Origin of the sequence: Aminobacter sp. J44 (assembly GCF_007829415.1) — a bacterium.
In the GTDB taxonomy this organism is placed as follows: Bacteria; Pseudomonadota; Alphaproteobacteria; order Rhizobiales; family Rhizobiaceae; genus Aerobium.
The window spans coordinates 82,916-89,859 of sequence record NZ_VLJG01000013.1 but is presented as its reverse complement, the minus strand read 5'-3'; the positions used below and the strand labels follow the sequence as shown (position 1 = coordinate 89,859).

The window sequence follows — 6,944 nt, the reverse complement described above, 5'->3', positions numbered from 1 at the left end:
AAGACGGCGGCGGCGCTTGCCGGGCTTGCGCCGTTCAACGCCGACAGCGGTCAGAAGCGCGGCCGSCGCGCCATTGCYGGCGGMAGGCCGCGGGTGCGCAAGGCACTCTACATGGCAGCGCTTGGAGCCATCCGGGCAAAACCAGCGCTTCAAGGATTTCTACAGCGCCATTGCCCGGCGCTCCGGATCGAAGAAGGTCGCCATCATCGCCGTTGCCCGAAAGCTCGTCACCGTGCTCAACGCCATGCTCCGAGACGGCAAAGCCTTCGCATGACAAACACAGTTGCCATGCCGGAACACCTCAACCGCATCAGCAGTGAAGGCAAAACGATCAACTGCCCTGCACGGCACATCGTAGCCCCGCCCCGAGCTCCGCGGACGCCCCCCCTACCTCTCGTACTTCTCCACCTTTTGCTCGATCGCGCCGAAGATGGAGTGGCCGTCCTTGTCCTTCATCTCGATGCGCACCGTGTCGCCAAAGTGCATGAACGGCGTCTTTGGCGCGCCGTGCTCCAGCGTCTCGATGGTGCGGATTTCCGCGATGCAGGAATAGCCCGCTCCACCTTCCGCGATCGGCTTGCCGGGGCCGCCGTCGAGCTTGTTCGACACCGTGCCTGAACCGATGATCGTGCCGGCGCAGAGCGGCCGCGTCTTCGCCGCATGCGCGATCAGCGTCGGGAAGTCGAAGGTCATGTCGACGCCGGCATTCGCGCGGCCGAACGGCTTGCCGTTGTATTCGACCAAGAGCGGCAGATGGACCTTGCCGCCATCCCAGGCCTCACCGAGTTCGTCAGGCGTCACCGCCACGGGCGAGAAGGCCGATGACGGCTTCGACTGGAAGAACCCGAAGCCCTTCGCCAGCTCGCCGGGAATGAGCCCGCGCAGCGAGATGTCGTTCACCAGCATGACGAGCCGGATCGCCGCGCGTGCCTCGTCGACAGTGGCGCCCTGCGGCACGTCGCCGACGATGACGGCGATCTCGCCCTCCATGTCGACGCCCCAGGTGATGTCCCCGATCAGGATCGGGTCGCGGGGGCCAAGGAAGGAGTCCGAGCCGCCCTGGTACATCAGCGGGTCGGTCCACAAGTTGGCCGGCATTTCGGCGCCGCGCGCCTTGCGCACCAGCTCGACGTGATTGACGTAGGCCGAGCCATCCGCCCACTGGTAGGCGCGCGGCAGCGGCGAGTGGGCATGGTGCTCATGGAAACGGTCGTAGGGGATCGAGCGGTGTTCGACCCCCTCGTAAAGCGCCTCGAGATGCGGCGAAATTCGCTGCCAGTCATCCAGCGCTGCCTGCAGCGTCGGGACGAGAAAGGAAGCGTCTGCGTAGCGGGTCAGATCCCGCGACACGACGACGAGTTTTCCGTCGCGCATGCCGTCCTTCAGTGTGGCAAGTTTCATGCTGTCTCCGTCCCTGACCAGCGAAGTTTCCGCTGCAGTATTGCAGCAGAACGCATCAACTCCAATCGCCTTCCGGCGTGCCGTTGAAACGCTTCTTCAGCCCGGACCAGCAGTTGAGATAGTTGTCCTGCAGAGTATCGAGCGCTGCCGCGTAACGCGTGACCATCTGCGGGAAGCGAGTCTCGAACATGAAGGCCATCGTGTTCTCCAGCTTCACCGGCTTGAGTTCGACGCGCGATGCCTTCTCGAAGCCGCTCGCGTCCGGCCCGTGCGCCAGCATCATGTTGTGCAGGCTGATGCCACCAGGAACGAAGCCTTCTTCCTTGGCGTCGTACTGGCCGCGGATCAGGCCCATGAACTCGCTCATGATGTTGCGGTGGTACCAGGGCGGGCGGAAAGTGTTCTCAGCGACCAGCCAGCGCGGCGGAAAGATGATGAAGTCGACATTGGCCGTCCCCTCCTCGCCCGAGGGCGAGGTCAGCACGGTGAAAATCGACGGGTCCGGATGGTCGAACAGGATCGCGCCGACCGGCGAGTAGGTCGAAAGGTCGTATTTGTAGGGCGCGTAGTTGCCGTGCCAGGCGACGACGTCGAGCGGCGAGTGGCCGATTTCGGTGACGTGGAAGCTGCCGCACCATTTGACGAAGATGCGGCAGGGCGTCTCCTTCTCCTCGAACCAGGCAACCGGCGTCTTGAAGTCGCGCGGATTGGCGAGGCAGTTGGCGCCGATCGGGCCACGGTCCGGCAGCGTGAACTTGGCGCCGTAGTTCTCGCAGATGTAGCCGCGCGCCGGCCCGTCGATCAGCTCGACCTTGAACACCAGTCCGCGCGGCAGGATGCAGATCTCTCCCGGCTGAATCTCGATGACGCCCATCTCGGTGCGGAAGCGCACGCCGCCCATTTGCGGCACGACCAGCATTTCAGCGTCGGCATTGAAGAAGTGGTCGTCGATCATGTCGGCGTTGGCGACGTAGACATGCGCGGCCATGCCGGCCTGGCCGTATACATCGCCGGCAGTGGTGACGGTCCGGATGCCGTGGATGAAGTCGGTCGGCTCCTCCGGCATCGGCGTCGGATTCCAGCGCAGCTGGCCGAGCGGCAGCTCGTTGTCGCCGGCATTGGGCGCCGACTTCCAGAGCGGCAGCGCATACGGCCTGAACCGCTGGTGGTGCCGCACGCTCGGGCGGATGCGGTAGAGCCAGGAGCGCTCATTGGCGCCGCGCGGCGCGGTGAAGGGCGACCCCGACAGCTGCTCGGCATAAAGGCCGTAGGCAGGACGCTGTGGCGAGTTCATGCCCTGCGGCAGGGCGCCCGGCAGGCTCTCGGTCTCGAAGTCGTTGCCGAAGCCCGGCATGTAAGCAAAGGCGGTCGTCTGCTGCGCAGCGCGCGCGGCTGAAGGCGTGCTCAGGTCGTTCATCGTTTCCTCCCGGTTGCCTCCCGCCCTCCCCGGATCAGGCAACCTGTTGACTTCTGCTGAGATAGTTACATCTGTAACCGTCGAAAATGTAACTATCAACGAAGACGCCGATGAACGACGATGCCGTTCTTTCGCTGGAAGAGTTCCTGCCCTACCGGCTCAACCGGCTGGCCGATGCGGTTAGCCGCGAATTCTCCCAGCTCTATCGCAGCCGCTATGGCCTCACCCGGCCAGAGTGGCGGCTGCTGGCAACGCTAGGCCAGTACGGGACGATGACGGCAACAGCCGTCGCGCGGCATTCGTCGATGCACAAGACCAAGGTGTCGCGCGCGGTGCTGGCGCTGGAAAAACGGCGATGGCTGACGCGCGAGCCGGACGGTCAGGATCGCCGGACCGAGCACCTGACGCTGACTCGCGCGGGCCACGAAGCCTATCGCGAGATGGTGCCGGTTGCGCGACAGTTCGAGGCGAAACTGCTTGCAATGCTCACCGAAAAAGACCGCAAATCGCTGGTCGCAGGCCTCGCAGCGCTTGAAGGCAAGGTGATCGCCGCCGGTTAAACCGACAGGGTCTGGCCTTCGGCCGTCCGGCTCTTGCGCGGCATGCGCGCCTGCAGCCAGTCGCGGGCCTCGGCAGGCGGCATCGGGAAGGCGACCGCGTAGCCCTGCACCTCGTCGCAGCCAAGCGTCATCAGCGCTGTCAGTTCCGCTTCCGTCTCCGCGCCCTCGGCCACGACCGAGATGCCGAGCGAACGGGCAAGCTCCGCCAGCGCGCGGACGATCTTGGCATGATCGCCGTCTAGGTCGATGTTCTGGACGAAGCGGCGGTCGATCTTGAGGCGGTCGATCTCCTGCGGGTTGACATGGGTCAGCGAGGCGTAGCCGGTGCCGAAGTCGTCGAGTTCGAGATGCACGCCGGCTGCGCGGATCTGGCGCAGCTTCGAGGCGACACCGGTCTTGTCGTCGTCAAGAATGACGGACTCGACGATCTCCAGCGACAAATGGCTCGCCGGCAGTCCGGACTCCTCGATGACCGAGAACAGGAAGGTGGTGTAGTCGCTCTCGCGCAGTTCGGTTCCGGAGACATTTATGGCGACGCGGCCGAATTCGATGCCGCTGCGATACCAGTTGGCGGCTTCGCCGATCGCCTTCTTCATGATGATGCGGCCGATTGAGTGCATGATTCCGGCGCGCTCGGCCACGGGAATGAATTCGCCCGGCGAGACGATGCCGCGCTTCGGGTGACGCCAGCGCACCAGCGCCTCGACGCCGGTCGTGCGGCCGGTCGACAGCGACACCTGCGGCTGGAAGTAGACCTCGAACGCCTCCGCCGCGATTGCCTCGATGAGGTCGGCTTCAAGCTGGCGCTTGTGCTCGAGGTCCTGGCGCAGTTCGTCGGAGAAGAATTCGACCGACGAGCCGCCATTCTTCTTGGCCGCATAGAGCGCAAGGTCCGCATGAACGACGAGGACCGTGGGGTCGATGCCATCCGGTGGGCAGATGGCAACGCCCGCGCTTGCCCGGGAGAAGATGGTTGATCCCTTGTAGACGATCGGCTCGTTCACCCGCTCGAGGACGCCGCGCACGAAGCGCTCGATGTCGCTGCGGGTGCCGGCATCCGGCAGGACGATCAGGAATTCGTCGCCACCGAGACGCGCGCAGACATCCGAGGGCCTGCAGCTTGCCTTGAGGCGGCGCGCGGTAGTGGCGAGCACATAGTCACCGGCGGCGTGGCCGAGCGTGTCATTGATTTGCTTGAAACGGTCGAGATCGAGCTGGACCACGGCGAGCTGCTTATCGCGGCTCAGCGTCGCGTCGATCAGTTTCGTGAATTTCTCGCGCATGAAGCTGCGGTTGTAGAGACCGGTGAGGCCGTCATGGACGGCGAGGTAAGCCATCGCGTTGCGCGCCTCGACCAGCTGGGTCGTGCGGCGGCGGATGAGCTCGGCCATCGGGCTGAAGATGAACAGCGCGATCATGCAGATCACGCCGATCGTCGCCAGGAACAGGTAGCGGTGGAATTTGAGCATATCGTCGAGGCCGGCCCGCGACTGCTTCTGCAGCTCCGTCTCCAGTGCCTCGAAACCGTTGAGGGTGGCGTTGGCGCCGGATTCGTCGAGGTGCGCCCGCTCCCTGCCCCCGACGTAGACTCCATCTGACCGGCGTAGCCCGAGCATCGTCTCCAGCGAAGCAATCAATCTCTGAGCATTTGCCACCAGGTTCAGCGAGAAGAATTCGAGGTGGAAGGGTTGCCGGTAGAAGATCTCCCTGATCTGCGGGGCATCGACGCTGTCGACCCACTGCGCAAGCCAGGCGTTGTTGGTCTCGAACTGGCGTGTGGCGTCGCGCAGCAGCCCGACCAGCGGTCCGGTCCGCTCCGGCTCCCGCAATGTGGCCGCGTTCGCCAGGAATACGATGCGCTGCGACAGCGCCTTCTGGGAGCCGATCAGGGCGATGACTTCCTCATAGCGGCGGTGGTCGGCCATCATGCTCTGCAGCATGACGTAAGCAGCCAGCACCATCGCGACGATGATCATCAGCGCCAGCCAATAGGCCGCCTTGATCTTCGCGACCAGACGCTCCGCACCACCGGCATTCCCGCCCGCCATGTATTGACCCCAAACTTCTTGGCCCCAGCGCACCATGCAGGCAACTGGTTAACACCGGGGGAACCGTGCTACGGCAGAGCGTGCAACCATAGATTCCGGCAAATGAAGTCTTACAGAGAAATGGTGGTACAGCGACTTAGCCGGGGGCTATGCCACACAAGCTGGTTGCCAACGGCCTGAACCTCTTTAATCTGGCGATCTGGAATTAATTTTTCTTGTGGTGAGTGAATGAACATGAATGCCCCGCTCCACGACAAAATGGGCTCTTTCGCGTGGGACGATCCGTTTCTGCTGAACGACCAGCTGACGGAAGACGAGCGCATGATACGTGACACAGCGGCGGCATTCGCGGCTGACCGGCTCGCACCGCGCGTCGAAGAAGCGTATCTCGAGGAAAAGACCGATCCGGCGATCTTCCGCGAAATGGGCGAAGCCGGCCTCCTCGGCGTCACCATCCCCGAAGAGTATGGCGGCGTCGGCGCCGGCTACGTTTCCTATGGCCTCGTCGCGCGCGAGGTTGAGCGCATCGATTCCGGCTACCGCTCGATGATGAGTGTGCAGTCTTCGCTCGTCATGCACCCGATCTATGCCTACGGCTCGGAAGAGCAGCGCAAGAAGTACCTGCCGAAGCTCGCCTCCGGCGAGTGGATCGGCTGCTTCGGCCTGACCGAGCCGGATGCCGGTTCCGATCCCGGCGGCATGAAGACCCGCGCCGAGAAGATCGACGGCGGCTACCGCCTGATCGGTTCGAAGATGTGGATCTCGAACGCGCCGATCGCCGACGTCTTTGTGGTCTGGGCGAAGTCGGCCGCTCACGACAACCAGATCCGCGGCTTCGTGCTCGAAAAGGGCGTGAAGGGCCTGTCCGCGCCGAAGATCGGCGGCAAGCTTTCGCTGCGCGCTTCGATCACCGGCGAGATCGTCCTCGATAATGTCGAGGTCGGCGAAGATGCGCTGCTGCCGAACGTCTCCGGCCTCAAGGGCCCGTTCGGCTGTCTCAACCGCGCCCGCTACGGCATTTCCTGGGGCGTGATGGGTGCGGCTGAGGACTGCTGGTTCCGCGCGCGCCAGTACGGCCTCGACCGCAAGCAGTTCAATCGTCCGCTCGCGCAGACGCAGCTCTTCCAGAAGAAGCTTGCCGACATGCAGACGGAGATTGCGCTCGGCCTGCAGGGATCGCTGCGCGTCGGCCGGCTGATGGACGAGGGCAAGTTCGCGCCGGAGATGATCTCCCTTGTGAAGCGCAACAATTGCGGCAAGGCGCTTGACATCGCTCGCATGGCCCGCGACATGCACGGCGGCAACGGCATCCAGATCGAGTACCAGGTCATGCGCCATGCGCAGAACCTGGAAACGGTCAACACCTACGAAGGCACGCACGACGTCCACGCGCTGATCCTTGGCCGCGCGCAGACCGGCCTGCAGGCGTTCTTCTAGGCGTCCGGCAAACACCATGAAGGGTGCCTCCCAAGAGGCACCCGCCAGATGAGATTCGGGGATTTCAACAAGGGGAGCATC

Annotated in this window: 5 protein-coding genes and 1 pseudogene; 3 read left to right on the top strand and 3 right to left on the bottom strand. The window is 64.0% G+C overall.

The features are described 5' to 3' along the window. Positions 1-274, top strand: a pseudogene (locus tag L610_RS20485) (transposase); the annotation flags it as partial. Positions 275-387: 113 nt separating this feature from the next. Here the strand turns inward: L610_RS20485 and L610_RS20330 are convergent. Both L610_RS20330 and hmgA read right to left on the bottom strand, forming a co-directional pair. Next, entirely contained in the window at positions 388-1,401 is a 1,014-nt protein-coding gene (locus L610_RS20330) for a fumarylacetoacetate hydrolase family protein (protein ID WP_144703862.1), read from the bottom strand. A 55-nt stretch (positions 1,402-1,456) separates the two neighbouring features. After that, on the bottom strand, positions 1,457-2,818 hold the full coding sequence (gene hmgA, locus L610_RS07195; RefSeq protein WP_144703859.1) for a homogentisate 1,2-dioxygenase: 1,362 nt from the start codon (positions 2,816-2,818) through the stop codon (positions 1,457-1,459). Between the two features lie 110 nt (positions 2,819-2,928). Here hmgA and L610_RS07190 point away from each other — a divergent pair, with 110 nt between their 5' ends. Next, on the top strand, positions 2,929-3,378 hold the full coding sequence (locus L610_RS07190; protein ID WP_144703856.1) for a MarR family winged helix-turn-helix transcriptional regulator: 450 nt from the start codon (positions 2,929-2,931) through the stop codon (positions 3,376-3,378). Here the strand turns inward: L610_RS07190 and L610_RS07185 are convergent. After that, complete coding sequence (locus L610_RS07185; RefSeq protein WP_144703853.1) at positions 3,375-5,426, bottom strand: bifunctional diguanylate cyclase/phosphodiesterase; 2,052 nt, start codon at positions 5,424-5,426, stop codon at positions 3,375-3,377. The two genes, L610_RS07190 and L610_RS07185, sit on opposite strands and share 4 nt — an antisense overlap. A gap of 258 nt (positions 5,427-5,684) precedes the next feature. On the opposite strand from L610_RS07185, the gene L610_RS07180 reads away from it, so the two are divergent. Continuing rightward, a complete protein-coding gene (locus tag L610_RS07180; protein ID WP_186441380.1) occupies positions 5,685-6,863 on the top strand; it encodes an acyl-CoA dehydrogenase in 1,179 nt (392 codons plus the stop codon). Positions 6,864-6,944: the final 81 nt, after the last annotated feature.

Excerpts from the sequence above, each read along its gene's own strand:
- L610_RS20330 (WP_144703862.1), bottom strand. The coding sequence starts at position 1,401 with ATGAAACTTGCCACACTGAAGGACGGCATGCGCGACGGAAAACTCGTC.
- hmgA (WP_144703859.1), bottom strand. The coding sequence starts at position 2,818 with ATGAACGACCTGAGCACGCCTTCAGCCGCGCGCGCTGCGCAGCAGACG.
- L610_RS07190 (WP_144703856.1), top strand. The coding sequence starts at position 2,929 with ATGAACGACGATGCCGTTCTTTCGCTGGAAGAGTTCCTGCCCTACCGG.
- L610_RS07185 (WP_144703853.1), bottom strand. The coding sequence starts at position 5,426 with ATGGCGGGCGGGAATGCCGGTGGTGCGGAGCGTCTGGTCGCGAAGATC.
- L610_RS07180 (WP_186441380.1), top strand. The coding sequence starts at position 5,685 with ATGGGCTCTTTCGCGTGGGACGATCCGTTTCTGCTGAACGACCAGCTG.